The organism is Rhizobium sp. FG113 (assembly GCF_057809895.1).
Map to the genome: position 1 here is coordinate 1 of NZ_JBMDKV010000034.1, position 19526 is coordinate 19526.

23 protein-coding genes and 2 pseudogenes are annotated in these 19526 nt (G+C 59.0%); 11 read left to right on the forward strand and 14 right to left on the reverse strand.

Features of this window, described 5'->3' with window-relative positions; all coding sequences use genetic code 11:
- The 4 genes and pseudogenes from ACODTZ_RS34430 to ACODTZ_RS34445 form a co-directional block, all read left to right on the forward strand.
- Positions 1-98 (forward strand): DUF736 family protein (locus ACODTZ_RS34430; protein ID WP_489031633.1); only part of this gene is annotated, 98 nt, incomplete at its 5' end.
- A 157-nt stretch (positions 99-255) separates the two neighbouring features.
- Positions 256-429, forward strand: a pseudogene (locus ACODTZ_RS34435) (DUF736 domain-containing protein); the annotation flags it as partial.
- Between the two features lie 287 nt (positions 430-716).
- Positions 717-881 (forward strand): hypothetical protein, encoded by a 165-nt coding sequence (locus ACODTZ_RS34440; protein WP_479341211.1) that lies wholly within the window; start codon positions 717-719, stop codon positions 879-881.
- Between the two features lie 292 nt (positions 882-1173).
- A complete protein-coding gene (locus ACODTZ_RS34445; RefSeq protein WP_234689200.1) occupies positions 1174-1347 on the forward strand; it encodes a hypothetical protein in 174 nt (57 codons plus the stop codon).
- 36 nt (positions 1348-1383) lie between these two features.
- On the opposite strand, the pseudogene ACODTZ_RS34450 reads toward ACODTZ_RS34445, so the two are convergent.
- The 6 genes and pseudogenes from ACODTZ_RS34450 to traC form a co-directional block, all read right to left on the reverse strand.
- Positions 1384-1886 (reverse strand): annotated as a pseudogene (locus ACODTZ_RS34450) (thermonuclease family protein).
- Positions 1887-1950: 64 nt separating this feature from the next.
- On the reverse strand, positions 1951-2442 hold the full coding sequence (locus ACODTZ_RS34455; protein WP_336247058.1) for a WGR domain-containing protein: 492 nt from the start codon (positions 2440-2442) through the stop codon (positions 1951-1953).
- Between the two features lie 3 nt (positions 2443-2445).
- A complete protein-coding gene (locus ACODTZ_RS34460) occupies positions 2446-2643 on the reverse strand; it encodes a hypothetical protein (protein ID WP_489031639.1) in 198 nt (65 codons plus the stop codon).
- A gap of 28 nt (positions 2644-2671) precedes the next feature.
- The gene (gene traG / locus ACODTZ_RS34465) at positions 2672-4609 is read right to left on the reverse strand and encodes a Ti-type conjugative transfer system protein TraG (RefSeq protein WP_489031641.1); all 1938 of its coding nucleotides are present in this window, start codon (positions 4607-4609) and stop codon (positions 2672-2674) included.
- On the reverse strand, positions 4596-4811 hold the full coding sequence (gene traD / locus ACODTZ_RS34470; protein ID WP_035227115.1) for a type IV conjugative transfer system coupling protein TraD: 216 nt from the start codon (positions 4809-4811) through the stop codon (positions 4596-4598). Before traD ends, traG begins: the two co-directional genes overlap by 14 nt.
- 4 nt (positions 4812-4815) lie before the next feature.
- Entirely contained in the window at positions 4816-5109 is a 294-nt protein-coding gene (gene traC, locus ACODTZ_RS34475) for a conjugal transfer protein TraC (RefSeq protein ID WP_035227185.1), read from the reverse strand.
- A gap of 250 nt (positions 5110-5359) precedes the next feature.
- On the opposite strand from traC, the gene traA reads away from it, so the two are divergent.
- From traA to ACODTZ_RS34495, 4 genes are read left to right on the forward strand one after another with little or no spacing between them, the layout of a single operon-like run.
- Entirely contained in the window at positions 5360-8683 is a 3324-nt protein-coding gene (gene traA / locus ACODTZ_RS34480; protein ID WP_489031644.1) for a Ti-type conjugative transfer relaxase TraA, read from the forward strand.
- Between the two features lie 26 nt (positions 8684-8709).
- Positions 8710-9246, forward strand: coding sequence for a conjugative transfer signal peptidase TraF (traF, locus tag ACODTZ_RS34485; RefSeq protein WP_489031646.1), 537 nt, complete (start codon positions 8710-8712; stop codon positions 9244-9246).
- Entirely contained in the window at positions 9236-10402 is a 1167-nt protein-coding gene (locus tag ACODTZ_RS34490) for a conjugal transfer protein TraB (RefSeq protein ID WP_156629875.1), read from the forward strand. Before traF ends, ACODTZ_RS34490 begins: the two co-directional genes overlap by 11 nt.
- A 17-nt stretch (positions 10403-10419) precedes the next feature.
- A complete protein-coding gene (locus ACODTZ_RS34495) occupies positions 10420-11031 on the forward strand; it encodes a TraH family protein (RefSeq protein ID WP_156629874.1) in 612 nt (203 codons plus the stop codon).
- A 32-nt stretch (positions 11032-11063) separates the two neighbouring features.
- Here the strand turns inward: ACODTZ_RS34495 and ACODTZ_RS34500 are convergent, their stop codons facing one another.
- The 3 genes from ACODTZ_RS34500 to ACODTZ_RS34510 form a co-directional block, all read right to left on the reverse strand.
- The gene (locus ACODTZ_RS34500; protein ID WP_156629873.1) at positions 11064-11684 is read right to left on the reverse strand and encodes an RES family NAD+ phosphorylase; all 621 of its coding nucleotides are present in this window, start codon (positions 11682-11684) and stop codon (positions 11064-11066) included.
- Entirely contained in the window at positions 11685-12440 is a 756-nt protein-coding gene (locus ACODTZ_RS34505; protein ID WP_489031648.1) for an XRE family transcriptional regulator, read from the reverse strand.
- A gap of 132 nt (positions 12441-12572) precedes the next feature.
- Positions 12573-12824, reverse strand: a complete 252-nt coding sequence (locus tag ACODTZ_RS34510; protein ID WP_489031650.1) for a type II toxin-antitoxin system VapB family antitoxin — start codon at positions 12822-12824, stop codon at positions 12573-12575.
- A gap of 304 nt (positions 12825-13128) precedes the next feature.
- Here ACODTZ_RS34510 and traR point away from each other — a divergent pair, with 304 nt between their 5' ends.
- Positions 13129-13833 carry an autoinducer-binding transcriptional regulator TraR gene (gene traR / locus ACODTZ_RS34515; protein ID WP_142174466.1) on the forward strand — a complete coding sequence of 235 codons (705 nt, stop codon included), beginning with the start codon at positions 13129-13131 and terminating at the stop codon, positions 13831-13833.
- 15 nt (positions 13834-13848) lie between these two features.
- Here traR and ACODTZ_RS34520 read toward each other — a convergent pair whose 3' ends face one another.
- Entirely contained in the window at positions 13849-14148 is a 300-nt protein-coding gene (locus tag ACODTZ_RS34520; protein WP_018326248.1) for a transcriptional repressor TraM, read from the reverse strand.
- A gap of 552 nt (positions 14149-14700) precedes the next feature.
- Between ACODTZ_RS34520 and ACODTZ_RS34525 the strand changes: the two genes are divergently transcribed.
- Positions 14701-15423, forward strand: a complete 723-nt coding sequence (locus ACODTZ_RS34525; RefSeq protein ID WP_489031676.1) for a helix-turn-helix transcriptional regulator — start codon at positions 14701-14703, stop codon at positions 15421-15423.
- Positions 15424-15540: 117 nt separating this feature from the next.
- Positions 15541-16203 carry an acyl-homoserine-lactone synthase gene (locus ACODTZ_RS34530; protein ID WP_489031652.1) on the forward strand — a complete coding sequence of 221 codons (663 nt, stop codon included), beginning with the start codon at positions 15541-15543 and terminating at the stop codon, positions 16201-16203.
- Positions 16204-16242: 39 nt separating this feature from the next.
- On the opposite strand, the gene trbI is transcribed toward ACODTZ_RS34530, so the two are convergent.
- The 4 genes from trbI to ACODTZ_RS34550 are packed head-to-tail and all read right to left on the reverse strand — an operon-like array spanning position 16243 to position 19506.
- Positions 16243-17538: an IncP-type conjugal transfer protein TrbI gene (trbI, locus tag ACODTZ_RS34535; protein WP_489031654.1), complete on the reverse strand. Its 1296-nt coding sequence runs from the start codon at positions 17536-17538 to the stop codon at positions 16243-16245.
- Positions 17539-17550: 12 nt separating this feature from the next.
- Positions 17551-17994: a conjugal transfer protein TrbH gene (trbH, locus tag ACODTZ_RS34540; protein WP_275791364.1), complete on the reverse strand. Its 444-nt coding sequence runs from the start codon at positions 17992-17994 to the stop codon at positions 17551-17553.
- 3 nt (positions 17995-17997) lie between these two features.
- The gene (gene trbG, locus ACODTZ_RS34545) at positions 17998-18828 is read right to left on the reverse strand and encodes a P-type conjugative transfer protein TrbG (RefSeq protein ID WP_489031656.1); all 831 of its coding nucleotides are present in this window, start codon (positions 18826-18828) and stop codon (positions 17998-18000) included.
- A 15-nt stretch (positions 18829-18843) separates the two neighbouring features.
- Positions 18844-19506 carry a conjugal transfer protein TrbF gene (locus tag ACODTZ_RS34550; protein WP_471891700.1) on the reverse strand — a complete coding sequence of 221 codons (663 nt, stop codon included), beginning with the start codon at positions 19504-19506 and terminating at the stop codon, positions 18844-18846.
- Between the last annotated feature and the right edge of the window lie 20 nt (positions 19507-19526).

Sequence of the window (19526 nt, forward strand, 5' to 3'; positions counted from 1 at the left end):
TCTCGCTCAAGCTCGACGATCCATCCTTCACGGCGCCGGTCTACGCCTCCCTCGTTCAGGGCGACAAAGGCGAACACAAACTCATCTGGTCACGCTAAACCTGGTCAACGGCGCCCCGCTCACTGCGGGGCGCTAACCCTCAACTCTTCGGGATTATGCGGTGCGAAATTCGCCGCAGTCACCAGCAAATCCGGCCTTCAGTGACCGATACTCCGCATAATCCTGCTCTTCGCATAATCGACATTATGTGGAGCTGCACATAATGTCGAGCTGGGCGCCGCCTGGCAGAAAACCTCCGAACAGGGCCGCGACTACCTCTCGGTCAAGCTCGACGATCCGAGCTTCCCAGCTCCGATCTACGCAACGCTCGCCGAAGTTGAAGGCGAGGATGGCCTCCAGCTCATCTGGTCCCGCCCGAACCGGGACTGATTGACATCACGGGGCTCCGCCGCCGAGAAGTCAAAGCAGGACCCGGCATCGAGCCTGGTCCTGCTTTTTTGGTGGCATACCGAGATGGGGGATAGCTGCTCAGATCGGGCGAGGGTGCCGGGCCGGAAAGACGGCGTCAAGGACGAGCGGTTCCCCCAATTTTGCCGCTACGCAACAAAATCGGCTCCCCCACTCGCCGCCGCTGGCGGTCGCATCAGCGATCCCTGACCCCGCCATCCCGTCCCGCCCTGCGGTTTCGTCTTTCACAAACTCAAGGAGATGGGACGATGACGATCGAACAGCACATCGAAGAACTGCGCGCCGAGCTCAAGAACGCATGCGACGCTGCGGAGCGCCGCGAGATCCAGACCGAGCTGGACCTGGCTAAAGCGGAGTTGGCAATCATCACGGCAGAGCAGGACGGAAGCGTTGATGCCGAGCCGCCCTTCTGAGGGCGGTAGACTACACAGCCAGGCGTGGTCTCTGTGTAAGGTGTCGAAAGGCGGAGACATTGCACGGTGTCCTTGTCGAGCGAGGCCATCGACATCAGGGATGTTGCGGTCCGGTCGTCGGGCAGCAACTCATCGCCATCAGAATTTTCCCCGCCGCTTCGCGTCTCCTCGCGCGCCAAAATTCAGGTGTCGATAAGTCCTCCGCTTCGCTGCGGCCGTACCGATGCAACCCTCCTTGTCCCGGCCTGCGGCCGATCCCTGCGATGTCCGCAATCGACAAGGAGAAACCACCATGCAACGCCTCGCACAATTCCTGGCCGCCACAGGCCGCAAGCTTTCTTCCCTTGGCAAGGTTATCGGCCACTTTTTCCGCAAGGCCAAACTCGGCCTGAAGCTCGCGATCAAGATCCCGTTCTTCGTCGAGATCGAGATCTCCTTTGAAACAGATTGGAGCAGGCGCCGATAACGGCGTTGTGCAACGGCCAGCAATCGTGGGCCGGTTTCAGCACCAGGGCTGTCTACGGCCCGTCCAGGTTCTGGCCAGGCCTTCCGATACGAGGATATCGCCGAGGCTCCTGCCGTCACGGATGAGGACGCGGAGCTTGCGACCGTATCTGTCTTCGTCGCGTCCGGGCCATGCGCGAAGCTTGAAGGAACTCTGATTGACCAGTTCGATCAGGCGATCAGTCGCTCGATTTCCAAGCGCCAGCTCTGTTGCGCATTTCGGCTCGCTGATCTCGGGAGCGTCGATATCGGCAATGCGGATTTTTGCGCCCTCAATCCAGAGAGTATCTCCGTCCACGACGCAAGCGAAGCGATCACCACCGAACATTTCCGGTATGTCGTCTCCGGACTGATGACCAAGCTTGCAGCCTCGGCGACTGGAACGATCCCAAATATGTGAGCGCCCAGCGCACAGCCGGATACTGCGATCGCGACGATGATCTTTTTCACGGGATAACGGACCTCTGGCCGAAGGCTATGGTCATTCTTCTGCAATTCCATGGTTCTCAATTTGAATTCGACCCGTCAGAGATGGTTTTCATATCGCTCTTCGGTGAAGCTGGCGCTAAGGCCACTGCGAGCTTTCCCGATACGTATGTTGCGCCGACTTGATTGTACGGTATCCTCGGTGGCGTTTTCGCCTGACGAGATCAAGGAACAATTCAACCGCGTCCTTCTCTTGCTCGAAGTGATGAACCTTGAGCTGGCCTCTGGTTCCGATGCGTCCCCAACGCCGCATAAGACAGGCCTCTCCGAAGAGGGTCGGTTCGATCGACATGGCATAGAAGCGCGCCATGTTGTTCTCGGCATCCGTGCGTTCGATATAGAGGTGATAGGGCTGTGCGATCATGGTGAGAAAATCGCGCAATCGGGCCCATGCGTCCAACGACAGTTGTGAATCGATGGTCGCGGAACGATTCAGTTTTGTGAAGTATGGACAGAAGGAGCATTGGGCGGTCCGCCTTTGGCGTACGGCTCTATTCGCTAAAGCGAACGAAGCCCAACTGTGGTCTTCGCCGATCCCGGTAACGATCCTCCCGCGATAGCCGACTGCCATTGATCAGTATCCCAGGTAACCGAGAATATCGGCGCCACAATAGTCGGCTTGCTCGTCTGGATGAGCGATGACATCACCGGTCGTGACATCCACCAAAGCGCTATCGCTTTCGCGAACGATGGCCTCAATTTGATGGACGCGGCATTCTTCGATGGCCTTTTCTGCCGTGACCTGTGCCTCGCAGGCTTCCCAATATCTCATCGCCCGATCTCCGGGTCTGGGTTCTCCCTCAGACCTTGATTTCCAATGGTCCACGTTTTCCATGGAAGCGGTTATCGCCAACGCAGGACTTCATGTCGGCTCGCCGGAACCACATCGCGCGACCGCATCGAAGCGGCGCATTTCCCCCGGTGAACACAATCTGCTCATCGGCACGCATGCGCAGGACTTCGTGCGGCTGGATCAATGGTCGGCTGGCAAGTTGCTTCGATCGGGTTCGTGACGAACCCCTCGCCTGAAAGCTGCGGCTGACCTGGTCGATCTCGACCGTCGTTGTTCCACAACGCCGGGAGATATAGTCCGCGGTCTCCGGATCGTTGATCGCTGAGAAACTGATCCAGCTCGCGCTTTCGAACCACTTGCTGGTGGCGTCGCGTCCGCCATAGGTTTCGCGCATCTGACCGATCGACTGATAGATCATCAGAAGCGTGATCCCGTACTTGCGGCCGGCATCGCGTGCCGTCTCAAGGATCCTCATGAAACCCAGGCGAGCGACCTCGTCGAGAAGGAACAGAGCGCGTCCCGGCATCGCCCCGTCACGATTATAGATGGCGTTCAGGAATGAGCCGATGATCACCCTTGCCAGACCACCATGGGTCTCCAGCGTTTTAAGATCCAGGGCGACGAACACGTCGGTCTTTCCCGATGCGATGTCATCGGTCGAAAAGGTCGAACCGGACACGAGACCGGCATAGTTCGGATAGCTCAGCCAATGGGTTTCTTTGATCGCATTGGCATAGACGCCGGAGAAGGTTTCGGGCGTCATGTTCACGAACGCTGCCACGTTCTCCTTTACGAAATCGGACTCGGAGTTGTCGTAGATTTCCTGCAGCCGCGCCCGCAGCTTCGGCTCCGGTTCCGAGAGGTTCATGCGCACTGTCCGCAGCGTTTGATCCTTTTTTTCCGTATGACCGGAGAGGCAGACATCGGCGATGATCGCCGTCAGCAGCTGCAAGCCGGATGCACGAAAGAAATCGTCCCGAACACCGCTGGCGCGGCCGCTTTCGCTCATGATCCACGAGGCGACCGCAGCGATATCCTCTTCCTTCGTCCCGCCATGCTGACCGATCCAGTCCAGGGCATTGAACCCGATATCGGGATCTTTCGGGTCGAGCACGATTACATCACGGCCGGCCTTAATCCGGTGCGCCTTGACCATCGGCGCCACCTCATTGGATGGATCAAGTACGATCAACGTGCCGCCCCATTTCAGCGCCGTCGGAATCGTCACCGACGTGGTCTTGAAGCCGCCGGAGCCGGCGAACACGATGCCATGTGACGATCCGAACGAACCATCGAAGCAGAGCAGCGGTGACTTGCCCCCGGCGCCCCATGTCTCAGGCTTATCGGCCCGAAAAGAAAGTGCCGCCGTGCTGTCGCGATCGACACGATACCGCTCTCCGATCACGATGCCGCCGGCCTCTGCGAACAGCTTCTCTGCTTCTGGCAGTTTCATCCATTCCGCCTCGCCGTGCAGCGCGCGTTTACCCCGGATGCGTTTCGGCTCGGAACGCGAGAATGCCGCGTTGCCGAGCACGGCCACGCGAAGTGCGAACATGCCAGAGAAGAGAGCTGCCGCAGTACCTGTCATCGTTGCCGGGTCGATATAGGACAGAATCGACCTCGCCGCAGGCACCTGTCCGGCAAATTGCGAAAGCCGCATTCCTTCCCGAACGACGGCAATTGCAATAACGGTGCCCGATCCGGCAGCGACGCCCCACCCTGCGGTCTTGATGTTGACCGATCCCTGGGCACTGAGGAGAAAGATCAGTGCAATCGCAGCGCTCGCCACATAGGGAAGTGCCAAGCCGATTCGGCCGAGCGTCAATTTCGCTTCGGTCGTTTTTCCGAACGTGGCGAGCCACTGTTCGATCCCCGGCAACGTCAGTGCAATGCCGATCATCACCAGCGGCGGAACAACGGCGAGCAGGATCCTATTCGCTGTCATTGCCGAATGCCTCCGCGCCGACTGCGATCAGACGGGATCGCTCCGCCTCATCGCCCTTGATCCTCGTCTTCGCGTCGATCAACAGACCGAGCAACAACGCGCGTTTTTCATAGCGCAGGCCTGCTTTGACGATCAGGCCGCCCAACTCGATCTTCTCGCGAGCGTCCTTCTTTCTGGCCTCTGCCGTGGTCAGCCGCTGCATCCGCTCAAGCCTCGCCAGCCTGGCCCGCAGCCTCGCGAGCGCTGATCGGCGTGGCCGATGTTCCGGAGGCTCCAGCGGCAGTCTTTTCCTTTCCGTTCGATCCGGCGTTGGTTCCGCGAAACCGCTTCGCCACCTCCTCGAACGCCGCCTGAAGGTCCGCGTCGTCGACTTCGACTTCTCCAAGTCCGGCCTTCAGCGCAATGCGGCCGATGCGTTCGGCGTCACGCGTTTCCGCCTGCTTCAGCTGTTCCTGCAAGCGGGCAAGTTCTTCGCGGATTTTCGACGTTGGCTTCTTCATCGGGATGCAATCTCCAGTGATATCCGTGGAATGGTGGGATGAGAGTCCTCGATTTTTCCCCGGCAGGACAGGTACAAATTTGTACCTCGCCAAAGCGTCAGCATTTGGCGAATGATCCCGCCGCTCGACAAGAGCGGATCCAAGGGCGCAATTATACGTCGCTGACGCGACGTTCTGCTTTTGCCCCCTGGCGGGGCCACCTCTTGCGATCAACCTGTTGATTTCGTTCGCAAGAAGGAGCGCTCCACCCGTGGCCGTCCCGCATTTCTCAGTCAGCATCGTCGCCCGTGGCTCTGGCCGCAGCGCAGTGCTGTCTGCGGCCTACCGGCACTGCGCCAGGATGGAGTACGAGCGGGAAGCACGCACAATCGACTACACCAGGAAGCAGGGTCTTCTGCACGAGGAGTTCGTGATCCCTGCCGATGCGCCAGACTGGCTGCGCGCCATGATTGCCGATCGATCGGTCTCGGGAGCCTCAGAAGCGTTCTGGAACAAGGTCGAGGTGTTCGAGAAACGGGTCGATGCCCAGCTTGCCAAGGATGTGACCATCGCGCTGCCGATCGAACTCTCGTCCGAGCAGAACATCGCGCTGATGCGAGACTTCATTGCCGGGCATATCACGTTAAAGGGTATGGTCGCAGACTGGGTCTATCACGATGCACCCGGCAACCCGCATGTCCACATGATGACGACATTGCGGCCTCTGAGCGAGGACGGGTTCGGTGCCAAGAAGGTTGCTGTTCCTGGACCAGACGGCCAGCCCATGCGCAATGACACCGGCAAAATCATCTATGAACTCTGGGGGGGTGGCACCGAGGACTTCAATGCTTTTCGTGACGGATGGTTTGCTGTGCAGAACCGGCACCTGGCGCTTGCCGGGCTGGACATCCGCATCGATGGCCGATCCTTTGAAAAGCAGGGTATCGACCTGACACCGACCATTCATATCGGGGTCGGCGCCACCGCCATCGAGCGAAAATCGGAAACAGAAAACGGGCCGGCCACAGCCCGGTCACGGAAGCTCGAGCGGATCGAATTGCAGGAGGAGCGGCGCGCGGAGAACGTCCGGCGCATCCAGCGCAATCCCGGCATCGTGCTCGATCTCATCACCCGTGAGAAAAGCGTGTTCGGCAACCACGACGTAGCGAAGGTCCTCCATCGCTATATCGATGATGCCGCCCTCTTTCAGGGCCTGATGGCGCGGATCATGCAGGATCCCGAAGCGCTGCGTCTCGATTGCGAGCGGATCGATTTCGGCTCAGGCGTGCGTACGCCGGCTCGGTTCACCACGCGTGAGATGATCCGGCTTGAGGCCGAGATGGCAAACCGGTCGATCTGGCTTTCACAGCGATCATCACACGGCGTCCATCAGAAGATCATCGAGGCGGTGTTCAAGCGCCATGAACGCCTCTCGGATGAGCAGAAAACGGCCATCGAGCATGTTGCAGGTCATGAGCGGATTGCAGCCGTGATCGGCCGTGCCGGCGCCGGCAAGACCACCATGATGAAGGCGGCGCGCGAGACCTGGGAAGCGGCCGGTTATCGTGTCGTTGGTGCTGCCCTGGCGGGCAAGGCCGCCGAAGGATTGGAAAAGGAAGCGGGTATTCTTTCCCGCACATTGTCGTCCTGGGAACTGCGCTGGGCCCAAGGTCGCAACCAGCTCGACGACAAGACCGTTATGGTCCTCGATGAAGCCGGCATGGTCTCCTCCAAACAGATGGCGCAGCTTGTTGAAGAGGCAACGGTGCGTGGGGCAAAGCTCGTTCTCGTCGGTGATCCCGAACAGTTGCAGCCGATCGAGGCAGGTGCCGCCTTCCGCGCCATCACTGAGCGCATCGGCTACGCCGAACTCGAAACCATCTATCGCCAGCGCGAGCAATGGATGCGCGACGCTTCCCTCGATCTCGCCCGCGGCGACATCGCCAAGGCTGTCGCATCCTACAGCGCAAACGGTCGGATGATGGGATCGACCTTGAAGTCGCAAGCCGTCGAAAACCTTATCTCCGATTGGAACCGCGAGTACGATCCGGCCCGGTCCTCGCTGATCCTCGCACACCTTCGCCGCGACGTCAGGATGCTCAACGAGCTGGCGCGCGCCAAGCTGGTGGAGCGCGGCCTTGTCGATGACGGTCACGCCTTCAAGACGGAAGACGGTATTCGTCATTTTGCCGCCGGCGACCAGATCGTCTTCTTGAAGAATGAGGGCTCGTTGGGCGTCAAGAACGGCATGCTGGCCAAGGTGGTGGAAGCCACCCCGGGGCGTATCGTTGCCGAAATTGGTGAAGGCGAACATCGCAAAGCTATCAGCGTAGAGCAGCGGTTCTACAACAATGTCGATCATGGATATGCGACCACGATCCATAAGAGCCAGGGCGCGACCGTCGACAGGGTCAAGGTTCTGGCCTCGCTTTCCCTCGACCGGCACCTGACCTATGTGGCGATGACCCGTCATCGCGAGGATCTCGGCGTCTATTATGGCTCGCGGTCCTTCGCCAAGGGGGGTGGTCTTGCCGAGCTTCTATCGCGCAAGAACTCCAAGGAAACGACGCTCGATTACGAGAAGGGCGCCTTCTATCGCGCGGCCCTTCGCTTCGCCGACGCGCGCGGCCTGCATCTGGTCAACGTCGCACGCACCCTGGTTCGCGACCGCCTCGACTGGACCGTTCGCCAGAAACAGAAGCTCGTCGATCTCACCGCTCGCCTGGCGACGATCGGCGCACAGCTCGGTCTCAAGCGCCCGAATATCCATGTGACCCCGAAACCCGTCATGGAGGCAAAGCCAATGGTATCAGGTATCACGACGTTCCCGAAGTCGATCGATCAGGCCGTCGAGGATCGTCTCGCTGCCGATCCGGGTTTGAAGAAGCAGTGGCAGGAGGTGACGACACGCTTCCACAAGGTCTTCGCCGAGCCGGAGACCGCGTTCAAGGCCGTCGATGTCGATGCCATGCTGAAAGATCCGGCAAGAGCGCAGACAACGCTTGCGAAGATCGCAGCTGAACCGGAAAGGTTTGGAGCACTCAAAGGCAAGACCGGCATATTCGCCGGAGCGAACGAAAGGGCCGCACGCGACACGGCGCTTGTCAACGCGCCTGCCTTGGCGCGAAACCTCGAGCGGTATGTAACGGCGCGCGTCGAGGCGGAGCGCAAGCATGAAGCGCAAGAGCGGGCAATCCGTCTCAAGGTCTCCATCGACATCCCTGCCCTCTCGCCATCGGCCAAGCAAACGCTTGAGCGGATCCGCGATGCGATCGATCGCAACGATCTTCCCGCCGGTCTCGAATATGCGCTGGCCGACAGAAACGTGAAAGCTGAACTTGAAGGCTTCGCCAAGGCTGTGTCCGAGCGTTTCGGAGAACGCAGCCTGCTGCCGATCTCTGCTAAAGATGCAAACGGCGAGACCTTTCACAAATTGACGGCCGGGATGAACCCTTCGCAGAAAAGCGAAGTGCAGTCGGCTTGGAACAGCATGCGCACTGTGCAGCAACTCGCCGCGCACGAGCGCACCACGCTGGCATTGAAGCAGGCTGAAACAACGCGGCAAACCCAGACCAAGGGGCTCTCCCTCAAATGATTATGATGATGCGTGAAGGTTGGACGATGCCTCGTCAACGACGCCGCGCCTGCGTCACGATATCCGTGGCCGCTGGCATGTTTGGCGTCCTCTTTGCTGCCGGTTGGAGTGGTGGTCTGCGCATCAACACGACGCGGAGTGAGCCGCTCGGCCTCTGGCGCATCGTTACGCTCACCCGCCCGGTCCTGCCCGGCGAAACAGTTTTCGTCTGCCCGCCTGACAATGCCGCCATGCGCGAGGCGAGGCAGCGTGGCTATCTCCGCCCGGGACTTTGCCCCGGCGGGTTTGGGCCGCTGATAAAGACTGTCATCGCGGTGGCGGGACAGCGCGTGGACGTCACCGATCACATCGCAGTTGACCGCGTACCGATCCCCGGCTCCCGCATCATGGAGAAGGACGGACAGGGGCGATCTCTTCGGCACGGTCAAAGCGGAATGGTGCGAGCCGGAGAGGTGTATCTGCACTCCGACTTCATCGGCTCATGGGATTCCCGATATTTTGGGCCGGTGCCTGTTTCAGGCGTACTCGGTCTGGGGCAAGAGGTGTTGACCTATGCCCCGTGAGATCGTGATCACGGCCGTTCTCGTCCCGCTTGCCGTGGTGGTCGGTACGATCGGCTGGAGCGGCCAGGCGGCCCTACTGCCTGCGGCAACCTTCTTCCCGCTTCTGTGGGCCCGATCACCGACGCGGATCGCAGCGGCCCTCGTCGCGGCCGGCTATTTCCTGGCGGCGTCGCGAGGATTGCCGTCGGGCGTCGCACAGTTCTTTGCTGCGGATCTCTGGGTCGGCCTCAGCTTCTGGGTCGCGGCGGCATCGTCTTTCGTTGCTGTCCATGCGGTATTCTGGACGGCGCGGTCGGGCTCGGCAAAAGCAAGACGCTATCTGCTCATCTTGGCTCTCACCGGTCTGCCGCCACTTGGCATCACAGGCTGGGCGCATCCGCTGACGGCGGCCGGCATACTGTTTCCGGGATGGGGATGGTGGGGGCTTCTCGCGTTGACAGCCGGCCTGATCGGTCTCGCATCCCGGATCGGGCCGGCTATCGCCATTGCCCTGTCAGGTCTATGGCTTTGGTCCGCCGCATCGGGGACAAATCAGATTCTAGCGGAGGGGTGGCGTGGTGTCGACCTTGAAATGGGTGCAAGCCTTGGCCGTGACCGCTCGCTGGAACGTCAACGCCACCTGATCGCGTTCGTTCGGGAGGCTGCGGGATCAGGCGCAGCCGTGGTGGTTCTGCCTGAAAGCGCGCTGGGCTTCTGGACGCCAACCCTTGAACGTCTCTGGCGGGAAGAATTGCGGGGGTCGGATGTGACGGTAATCGCCGGTGCGGCCGTGATAGATGCGAATGGCTACGACAATGTGATGGTCACTATTAATGAGGGTGGTGGAAGTGTCCTCTATCACGAGCGCATGCCCGTGCCGGTTTCGATGTGGCGTCCATGGGAGCGATGGACAGGAGCGACCGGCGGCGCCCATGCCAGCTTTTTCGCCAATCCTGTCGTCGAGCTCGCGGGCCGAAAGATCGCGCCGCTCATCTGCTACGAGCAACTCGTGCTATGGCCAATTCTCCAGTCGATGCTGCATCGACCCGACGCGATCGTTTTGATCGGCAATGGCTGGTGGACGACGGGTGGCAACATCGTCGCCATCCAGCGCGCGAGCGCCAAAGCCTGGTCCGCTCTGTTCGGCGTTCCCCTTGTGATTTCCTTCAATACCTGAACTTTGGAGCCATCGTCATGGATGCTGCCTTTATCGCGGAATGTTCCGATCCCTCGCTGAAACCCGCCATCGTCGAGCAGTTCGTGTCCGCTGTCGGTCCGGGCGATCCGCTGGCTGTCACGGTCAAAGCCGGAGGGCGGCTCATCCTTGTACCAAAACCGAAGACCCCCAACGAGGCCATGGAGATCATACGCCAGTATGTTGGCCAGGCCGTCGTGCGTGCGGGCCTTACACAGTTCCCGGCGGGTGTCGGCGTGATGGACGCATCCGAGCTGAAACCAGATCTGATGGAGCCTTGCGAAAATCTTCGCATGGGGACGAAGATGTTTTCAAAGATCATGCGCATCGTTTCACAGTGGTATGGCAACCCAACGAGCAAAGAGGTGCTTCCACAGATCTTCGAAGATGCCGTTTACGCCTGGAACACCGGCCAGTTCGAGGGGCAAAGCGTGTTTCAGGCGGAGGATCCAGGAGGAACAATCGTCGAGCGGAAGGAAGTTTCTTTGGATGCCGCGGACAAACCTGCGGATGCTAACCCCTCCCAGAGCGAAGGGGAGCCCTTTGACGAAAAGGAGATTGGCACTGCGGGAATTCGGGTCGATTTGTCCCGGATCGGTGGGCAGAAGTAGTGCTGGATCCGACTTCGACGACAGGTAAAATATCAGGGATCAGGTTCGACAATTGCGACATTGAGGTCGTTTAGTATATCAGCCAGACCCGGCGCGCGGACCAGCTTCATCGTGCCGACCGCCTTCAGTTTTCCAATAGCTCGATCGAACACTGCAAGGTTGGTGTGGCCGTTGAGCCGAGACGGGTAGACGATGCCGTCGACTTGGCTGACGTGTTCATTGAAGGCGACCGCCCACTTCCGTGCGAGGGATTGCTTTGAGCCCTTCGCGACATCCGTCGGCACACCCATCTTGATCGGCCCATCGTCGCGAAGATCGACCATCGTTAACGGAGTGGTGACCTCGATCTCTGCAAAATTGCGGTCATACAATTCGGATTCAGAGATCGGCAGGTCGCCGAGGACCCCATCGCGCTGATCGCGCAGGACGGCTTCGAGAAAGCACACCTTCACCGTGTCGCCCAAATAGAGCACCCCGAACCGGTTGGCGAACTTGCGTCGCCGCGGATCGCTGAAACGGCTCGGCGTCTTACCGAAGCCTAGCGGATCAGAGTATGTGCCCAGATAGATGCGACCGAACCGAAGTCCGGCCGCGACCGTATGCAGGTTAAGGCTTGCATTTGTAAAGCCGGGAGGCGGCAGAGTACGTGCCATTCAGCGGAAATCTCGACCAATGCTCTCGACAACCTCGAGCGCTTGCTCGGTCCGTCCCCGCGCCAATGCCTCGCGACCTGTCAGTCCGTCCAGCTCTCCGTGGGGTTGGACCAGAAACCGGTAAACCGCCCAGGCTCCGCCCAGTCGCTCGTGGAGCGTTGCAAGCGCTGCAAACGGCTTGCCATCGGCATCGATCTGCCAATCCGGGAAGCGAAAGCCGCGTTTCGCGCCATCCAGCCCCAATACCAGTCCGGTCTGGCGCTTTGAATTCACCGTTACCCTTGTCGTGCCAAGCAGCTTGGCGAATTCGTCGGCATTCAGCATGTCAGTGCCGCTGAGGACCTCAGCAGCCTTTATGCGTCCCCGCGCCCGTGCGGCCACCAACGCCTGCTCCAACTCCGGATCCAGTGCATCGTTCTCCTCTACGACAGGCACCGTTGTCATTTCCACCGCCTCAACGGGAGTGACAACCATCTCACCTTCGGAATCGACATCGACACGGAAGCTGACCGGGTGGCCAGCAGAACGGCTTTTTGCGATCGCTTGACCATATTCCTGGAGGAGCGCCTTGACGCGATTGGGATTGCCGGTCAGGGCTTTTGATGCATTGTCCGGGATCTTGATCTTGAAGGCGGCTCTCCCCTTCGCCAGCGGGGCGGCGCCTGTGGTCAGGAAAAAAGCCATGGATTCAGCGCCCGGTTTTTCGCGCCCGCTTGCACCGTCACGTATGCTGGTTTTGGACTTCAGAGATGCCATCTCTCACCCTCCGCTCGGAGAGCTATATATGGCAAGGTTGGTTAAGTTCGTCAAGTTGGTAAAGCCGTAGTGCTCCTGATCTCTGTGTCCTGATTGCGGCTACGTGGACGACTGCGGAGTGATCGACGAAAATCATGGTTGATGCAGGTCGTCGAGGACTTCTTTCGGGGATGATGTATCAAGCAGCGGTAGGGCAGAAACCTTTTCCCCGATCGCTGTCATCTGTTCGACGGTCATGCGATGTCTCACAGGCAGGTCGCCGAAAACCCCGAGGGCCTGAGCTTCACGTTCGAGGGCAGCGCGTATGATATCGTCCGGTCTGCGCCCGACACGGGCCGCAATTTCCCGGGCAAGCTGTTCGGTGTCGTGGGTAAGCTGCAACATGGGTTCGCTCTAAATTGGTCCTTCCATGTAAAGCATTTCGCAAAACAATGACAGATTCTGCTCAGGGGCCATGAAGCTGAGATCGCTTGGCCAATTGTGAGCTGACACGTTTTCCGCGAGTAAGCAAAATCCGTGGTTTGCAATTCCGAGAAAACGATTTAGAAAACCATTCCATCATGGTCAACTTACGCGATTGAATATGTTTCATTCTTTACTAGGTCACTGTTCGCGCGCGTCGCGGTCCCTCTGACTGCCGACGCACTTCGCCACCGCGAAACGGGTGCGATTTACAGGGAGAGTATGGATGTCAAACTGGGTCGAGAAACTGCTGGATATCACTGTGATCGGAAACGATCAGTCCATGGTGAAGGGCGCACTGGCCAATCTTGCTGATCGGTTCGATTTTGTGGGCTATGCCTTCGTCAACATTCGTCCGGGTCAGACCTATGCGGTCTCCAACTACGATATCGACTGGCAGAAAATCTATGACACGCTGGACTACCGGTTCATCGATCCGGTCATGCGGCAGGCCCAACTGATAAGGCGCGCTTTCGCCTGGTCCGGCGAAGCCGAAAAGAGCTCGCTGTCAAAAGAGCAGAAAAACTTCTTTTCGAAAGCCGCTGATTTCAACATTCGCTCGGGCGTTTCCATCCCGGTCGCCACCGCCAACGGTGCCATGTCCATGCTGACCTTTGCATCGGCGAAGCCTTCTCTTGCCAGTGATATGGAGATTGATGCCATTATGGCCGCATCAGCGGTCGCCCAGCTTCATACGCGCCTTGAGCACATGCGGGTCACGCCCTCCATCGAGGAAAAGATCGTCCTGACACCGAAGCAGGTGAACTACATTCGCTGGCTGTCGCTTGGCAAAACCGTCGAGGTGATCGCTGAACTGGAGCAGGCAAAGTATGCTGGCGTCCGCTCTGCGATTGACGATGTCAGAACGCGCTACAATCTGGCCAATCATGCGCAGGTGGTGGCTTTGGCTATCCGACGCGGCCTGATTTAGGATGATGTGGCGTTGTCAGGCCTTGGGCGTATAGCCTAGAATGTGCAGCAAGGTGGTCAACACCGACATTTGCGCGTGCATCCTGATGGTTGCTTCGAGATAGGCAATATGGGTATCGCCAACAAGCTCCTTACCGGCTTTAACGTCAGCCGGCAGTTCATTGAACAGATTTTCTGCCCGCTCCAACAGTTCGCGATGTTCGCGGATTGCATCGATCGTGAGACGCTCAACGAGCGGTGACGGAAGCCCATGCAAGAGCCCTATCAGCGGCTTCAGATCGACTGCCTCGCCATTCAATCGGTCGTCGGCGTCCATGTTCAACTCCCAAAACAGGAATGCGCGGTGCGCCCCCGCATAGTTCCTGACCCCTGGCGATCGGGGAGTTAGTAACCGAGCATGCGCCGGCCCATGGACCTTTAGTTCCGAGGAACCTGGACATACGTCCATGGCTCCCCGACCATAGGTCGAGGAATTCGGCGCCCTAACGGCGGACGCCAAACCGGCATGCGTCGGGTTACTAAGCCCGGAGGCAGCGCGTACTGCCTCACCAGCGCTTATAGCGACCTAACCTCATCCGCGCCACCGCAGATTTGTTGGCGTCCGAGGTCGGCTCGCGGCCAGCGATTGAAGAAGGAGACTGCGTCGTTGTCGCTTTGGTGTCCAAAATGAAACGGGCCGATCGTCCAATAGTCGAACGAAATTAACCTCCGCATAGCAATGCCTATCCTCGCCGGGAAGTTGCGTTTGAACCGAGAAAGCAATCAGGTTACGGCACAATCCCATGAAGTTCTGCATCGCTGCCGAACTCCTTTGGCTGATCAATCGATCTCTGAGGCCGATTGTCAGGCCGCAGTGCTTAGGAAGCGTATATTGACAGGACCTCTCGCCGATTTTTCTGACGTCAAGGAGCGCCTTGCAAAGGCGGGCTCGGTGACCGAAGCGCTCCATTTGATACAATCCGCTTATCGCGTCGATTTCATTACCTACCATCTCGCTTCGACGGTAATTGGTGATTTTGACGCCCCGTTCGTGCGCACGACCTACCCGGATGCGTGGGTATCCACTTACCTGTTGAAGGGCTATGTCACCATCGATCCTGTCGCGCGGGAGGGCTTTTTGCGCCAGCTGCCATTCGATTGGCGAGAACTCGACGTCTCGCCCGAGATGCTGATGTTTCTGGAAGACGCAATACGCCATGGGATCGGCCGTTTTGGTTTTTCCATCCCGATATCGGATAAAGCCGGCCGTCGCGCCATCCTCTCTTTGAATTCGAACGCCTCCGCCGAAGACTGGGAGGATCTGGTCAGTGCTCATCGGAGTGAATGGGTCGATCTCGCGTATCTCGTCCACCAGATGGCAGTGTTCGAGCTACATGGAGCGAGCGATCCGATCCCGGTCTTGAGTCCGCGGGAACGTGAGTGCCTCTACTGGAGCGCGCTCGGCAAGGATTACAAGGATATCGCGCTTATTCTCGGCCTTTCCCATCACACGACCCGCAGCTACATCAAGTCGGCGAGGACAAAACTCGGTTGCGCTACGATCTCGGCGGCGGCCACTCTTGCCCTGAAGCTGCGCGTGATCACGATATGAGCCGATCGCACGCCAGCCTTTGACAATACCCGCATATGGGTCTGACCATATGCGGGAATATCTGACTCCTCCGCCAGGCGGCATCTTCCAGCCAGTATCAACAGCTGGAGACAAACCTTGTTCATTCTGGTTCAAGCGCATCAGTACACCCGTTATCAGGCTCTCATGGATCAGGCATTTCGCCTGCGCAAACGTGTGTTTCACGATCAACTCGGTTGGGCCGTGACAATCGACGGTGATTGCGAGCGCGACGAGTACGATGCTCTGCGGCCAGCTTACCTGATGTGGTGCAATGATCGCGCGGATCGCCTTTATGGAACGCTGCGGCTGATGCCAACCACCGGCCCAACGCTTCTCTACGACGTCTTCCATAACACGTTTGCGGGTGCAAACCTGATTGCACCTGGCATCTATGAGGGAACGAGAATGTGCCTCGATGAGGAAACACTTTCCGAGGATTTCCCGAGCCTGGAAACGGGCAAGGCTTTCGGCATGCTGTTGCTGGCTTTGTGCGAATGCGGATTGTCGCACGGTATCGAGACGCTGGTGTCGAACTACGAGCCGCACCTAGCGCGCGTCTATCGTCGGGCGGGGCTCGCCGTTGAAGAGGTTGGCCGCGCAGACGGCTATGGTCGCTCTCCGGTTTGCTGCGGTATCTTCGAAGTTTCAGAGGAAGTTCGCACGCGCATGCAGCAGGCGCTTGGTGTCGCGGCTCCCCTTTATGCAGGATATCGGCCGCGCAAAAATGCAGCCAGCGAGCCCGTGCGCATATCTGCCTGATCCAGGAGTTGTCCCAAGGCGGTTGCGGCAACATGTGCCTCAACCGCCATAATTTCCGGGAAAGACAATGTCCTGGTCGACGAGAACGTTGAACTTGTAGCCCGGCCGGATCTGGATGGTGGGCTGAACATTCAGATTCTTGGAAATCGTCTGCTCCGCGACGCGGCCGAAGGTCTCCGCAAAGTTCCTGCGTGCCGCGTCAGAGGCTGTATCCTGTGTGGCGAGGGTGGAACTCGCCGGAACCGCCATATCGATGCCGGTACCAATCAGTGCAACAAGCGCCGCCGAACCGAAGGTGCGGAAATAGTGATTATTGACCTTGTCAGAGAACCCGCCATAGCCCTGCGAGTCTGTTCCAGCCATGCCGCCGATCTGCAGTGTAGAGCCATTCGGGAAGATGACATCCGTCCAGACGACCAGAACGCGGCTTTGGCCAAACGAGACCTTGCTGTCATAGCGTCCGAGTAGTTTGGTACCCTGCGGAATGAGAAGAAAATGCCCGGTGGCGCTGTCGTAGATGTGCTGGCTCACCTGCGCTGTGATCCGGCCCGGCAAATCGGAGATGATGCCGGTAATCATGGTGGCCGGGATGACGGAGCCGCGCTTCAATTCATAGCGTGACTGTTGGGGTACAACCTGGTTCGGCAGGTAGCCGAGATCCTTGATGTCGGCGTTGAAGAAATCTTCCTTCGAAGTCTGTCCGTTCGGATCGGCATTCTGGCCCATCAAACCCGATTTCATGGCCGCGGCGTAGAGATCAGAGGCGCCGTTATTGGTGGTCGGCTGCCGGTCTGTTGTCCTGGTGTTGCTGGAGATATTTCCCAGCTCCGAGATTTTGACCTTCAGCGGGGAGTCAAACGCAGTCGCACGGGCCTGAAGGCTGGCCATCCGCTGTCGCTGCTGTTCACGCAGGACTTGTTCGCGCTGCTCGCGGCGAAGTCGGGCCAACCATTCTTCTTCCGACTCCATTTGCGGTCGGCGCTCTTCCCGTGCCTGCTGCTTTATCTGCTCTTCTTCAATCGGCTTGGCCTCGACATTTGTCGGGGTTATGGGCGTGGGCTGGAATACGGGCTGCTCTTCGCGATCCCCGATGATGCCGTCTTTCACCCCGCGCTTCATCTGATCAGCGAAGGTCGATGCCGGGACGTTCGAGCCTGCTTCATCCGGAACTCTGTCGCCGAACCGCAGTCCCCGGGATGAGATGCCGTAGACAAGGACACCGGCGACGACGACTGCGATCCCGATACCAAAGAACACCGGCAGGCGATTGAGCCGTTTCATGCCCTTTTCCTGCGAGGCGCTGCTCGGATTGCCGAGCTGGAGCGACTGGACCATATCTGTCTCTCCTCAGTTTCGCTTCATTAATGAAAGCGGGCTCGCCGGCGTGGCACCACCAGATGACACGGAATAGGCCCGCCCAAGCTCGAGTGTCTCGCTGGAGAGCCTCACGAGTACCTGTCCGTCAACGTCGATCAACGAATATGCCAGCTCGATCGGTTTGGCGGTGTTCTTCACGGAGCGTGCCTTATCATCCGTCACGACAGTGAAACCCCACCCTTTTAACGCGGCCTCGAGCGCGGTCGCGAAATCCGAAGTGTCGTTGTGAAGTCTGATCGGCGCGGCGGTTGACCCTGCCTGCTCGGCGTAACGTCCAGCCATGTCGCCGGCGATCGCGCTTGCCACGGGACCTGTTACCGTCGAGGGCGCGGCGCTCGTCGTGAGCGCGTCTGTTCCGGTCTGGCAACCAGAGAGAAGAACGGCAGCAACAATAGGAAAATGGCAAAGGCGCATCGATCAGCCTCCCCGCCGGATGGTGATTTTCTGCTGACGCCAGCCGACGCCCGAAAGAAGGACAGCCTTGTCGATGTTGTAATCGACAATCATCATGTCGTTCTTCATCCGGTAGTTTACGATCCGGTTTTGCCCGCCAGAAACCACGAAGAGGACCGGCGCATCCTGACCGGAGAGCGTTCGCGGAAACTGTATGTAGGTCTTCAGCCCATCCGAATAGACGCGCTTCGGCTTCCAGGGCGCGCTGCCGCTCAGTGAATAGGCGAAGGCAAGTTGCTCTGGCGGCACGCCGCCGTCGGAATTGGTCATCGTCTGAATGCGAGCGTTGATGTCGGACAATCTCGTCGCGGCCTCTTCCGGATACTCGAAGCCAACGCGGGCCATGTACTGGCTTGGATGCGATTTGAGCTGAATGTGATAGGTGCGTCTTGATGTCGTCACCACCATCGACGTCACCAGCCCGGCCTCAGACGGTTTGACGATCAGGTGAATTGCTTGGCCCCTTGCAGCACCGGATGTGGCCGGCTCGACCTTCCAGCGTACCGTGTCGCCGACAAGCACGTCGCGCACAATCTCCCCACCCTGAAGCTCGATGTCGCAGACCTGTAAAGGTGAGCACACGACAGAAGGCTGCGTCTCACCGAACAGGAAGATGACCTTTCCGTCGGCTCCCGTCGTCACCAAGCCTCGCTGCCCGCGCCACTTGTTGGAGAGGGTGGTTCCCTTAGCCTCATTTGTCGTCAGGTTCTGGGTAAAGCCCGATGTCGTCGCTATGGACCAAAATGCAAGCGCCGTCATGCAGCATAGCGCTGTCCTGTTTATCCTTGTATTCATTGAAGTCCCCTGCCCTTACAGTTGCGCGGTCCAGTCGAAGTCCTTGACATAGACGCCGATGGGATTGAGCCGGATCGTCGCCTCGTCCTGGGGCGGGGTAATCGCCACCGTGGCTATGCCGCGAAATCGGCGTGTCGCGATTTCCTTGCCTTTGCGATCGCGCTCATACTCGGTCCAGTCGATCTGGTAGGTCTGGTTCGACAGCGCGACGATGTTGTTCACCTCGATGGCGACGGTCGCATTCACGGCCTTTTCGAATGGCGAGTTGCCACGGAACCAGGCATTAATCTTCTGGGTCGATGGATCGCTCGTCCTGAGAAGCGCATAGGTCCTGTCGATGTATTGTTTCTGGACGACGGCATCCGGCGTGATCGAGCGGAAACTGGTTATAAAGCCGCCGAGCGTTGCCCGGATGACCCGGGCGTCGGCATATTCGATCTGCTGCGGAAATCCTGCCGAGATGGTGTTTCCGAGCTTGTCGACCTCGACGATGTACGGAACAAGCTTCACTTGCGTGCTCAGATACAACGAGTAACCGAAACCGATCACCGCCATGCCGAGGCTCAAGATTCCGACCATCCGCCATGCCGAGGCCGCCCTCACGTAAGAGCCGTATCGTTCCGACCATTCCTGCCTTGCGGCAAGGTACGGGTTCTCGGGGGCGCGTTGCGCTGCCATATTGTTTTCCCTGTCTTAAA

Coding starts and splice junctions, on each gene's coding strand:
- ACODTZ_RS34440 (WP_479341211.1), top strand. CDS start 717: ATGACGATCGAACAGCACATCGAAGAACTGCGCGCCGAGCTCAAGAAC.
- ACODTZ_RS34445 (WP_234689200.1), top strand. CDS start 1,174: ATGCAACGCCTCGCACAATTCCTGGCCGCCACAGGCCGCAAGCTTTCT.
- ACODTZ_RS34455 (WP_336247058.1), bottom strand. CDS start 2,442: ATGGCAGTCGGCTATCGCGGGAGGATCGTTACCGGGATCGGCGAAGAC.
- ACODTZ_RS34460 (WP_489031639.1), bottom strand. CDS start 2,643: ATGAGATATTGGGAAGCCTGCGAGGCACAGGTCACGGCAGAAAAGGCC.
- traG (WP_489031641.1), bottom strand. CDS start 4,609: ATGACAGCGAATAGGATCCTGCTCGCCGTTGTTCCGCCGCTGGTGATG.
- traD (WP_035227115.1), bottom strand. CDS start 4,811: ATGCAGCGGCTGACCACGGCAGAGGCCAGAAAGAAGGACGCTCGCGAG.
- traC (WP_035227185.1), bottom strand. CDS start 5,109: ATGAAGAAGCCAACGTCGAAAATCCGCGAAGAACTTGCCCGCTTGCAG.
- traF (WP_489031646.1), top strand. CDS start 8,710: ATGCCTCGTCAACGACGCCGCGCCTGCGTCACGATATCCGTGGCCGCT.
- ACODTZ_RS34490 (WP_156629875.1), top strand. CDS start 9,236: ATGCCCCGTGAGATCGTGATCACGGCCGTTCTCGTCCCGCTTGCCGTG.
- ACODTZ_RS34495 (WP_156629874.1), top strand. CDS start 10,420: ATGGATGCTGCCTTTATCGCGGAATGTTCCGATCCCTCGCTGAAACCC.
- ACODTZ_RS34500 (WP_156629873.1), bottom strand. CDS start 11,684: ATGGCACGTACTCTGCCGCCTCCCGGCTTTACAAATGCAAGCCTTAAC.
- ACODTZ_RS34505 (WP_489031648.1), bottom strand. CDS start 12,440: ATGGCATCTCTGAAGTCCAAAACCAGCATACGTGACGGTGCAAGCGGG.
- ACODTZ_RS34510 (WP_489031650.1), bottom strand. CDS start 12,824: ATGTTGCAGCTTACCCACGACACCGAACAGCTTGCCCGGGAAATTGCG.
- traR (WP_142174466.1), top strand. CDS start 13,129: ATGTCAAACTGGGTCGAGAAACTGCTGGATATCACTGTGATCGGAAAC.
- ACODTZ_RS34520 (WP_018326248.1), bottom strand. CDS start 14,148: ATGGACGCCGACGACCGATTGAATGGCGAGGCAGTCGATCTGAAGCCG.
- trbI (WP_489031654.1), bottom strand. CDS start 17,538: ATGGTCCAGTCGCTCCAGCTCGGCAATCCGAGCAGCGCCTCGCAGGAA.
- trbH (WP_275791364.1), bottom strand. CDS start 17,994: ATGCGCCTTTGCCATTTTCCTATTGTTGCTGCCGTTCTTCTCTCTGGT.
- trbG (WP_489031656.1), bottom strand. CDS start 18,828: ATGAATACAAGGATAAACAGGACAGCGCTATGCTGCATGACGGCGCTT.
- ACODTZ_RS34550 (WP_471891700.1), bottom strand. CDS start 19,506: ATGGCAGCGCAACGCGCCCCCGAGAACCCGTACCTTGCCGCAAGGCAG.